The organism is Streptomyces rubellomurinus, from assembly GCF_000961885.1.
In the GTDB taxonomy this organism is placed as follows: Bacteria; Actinomycetota; Actinomycetes; order Streptomycetales; family Streptomycetaceae; genus Kitasatospora; species Kitasatospora rubellomurina.
In genome coordinates this window covers 1-513 of record NZ_JZKH01000316.1, presented here as the reverse complement: position 1 = coordinate 513, position 513 = coordinate 1, and the positions used below count along the sequence as shown (strand labels likewise).

The window sequence follows — 513 nt, the reverse complement described above, 5'->3', positions numbered from 1 at the left end:
GCACCGCCCCGACCGCAAGCACTGGGCCCTGGCCCGCCGCAGCATCACCGATCCCACGAAGATCGCCTACTACATCGCCTACGCGCCCGCCGAGGCCACACTGAACGAGCTGATCGCCGTCGCGGGCGCCCGCTGGGCGATCGAGGAGTGCTTCCAGACCGCGAAAGGCCAGTGCGGCCTGGACGACTACCAGGTCCGCCGCCACCCAGGCTGGTACCGGCACATCACCCTGGCAATGGCCGCCCACGCCTACCTCACCGTCATGCGGGCCCAGCAGCTCGAAAGGGGGCCGGACCTGCTCGAACGCCAGAGCTGATACCCCTCACCCTTCCCGAGATCCGCCGGCTGATCACGCAGCTCACGCGGCCTGTCCGACGCAGCATCGGCCACGTCCTGCACTGGTCTCGATGGCGCCGCAGACGCCAACAACAGGCCCGGACCAGCCATTACAAGAGACGAGGCCACAGCCCGAGAGCTGAAGCCTCGTCACGGTAAGCACCGTTGCAGTACTAG

The 513-nt window shown here is 67.8% G+C and carries 1 pseudogene; it reads left to right on the top strand.

The window, feature by feature from the left end:
* Positions 1-316: pseudogene (locus VM95_RS38000) on the top strand (IS701 family transposase); the annotation flags it as partial.
* Between the last annotated feature and the right edge of the window lie 197 nt (positions 317-513).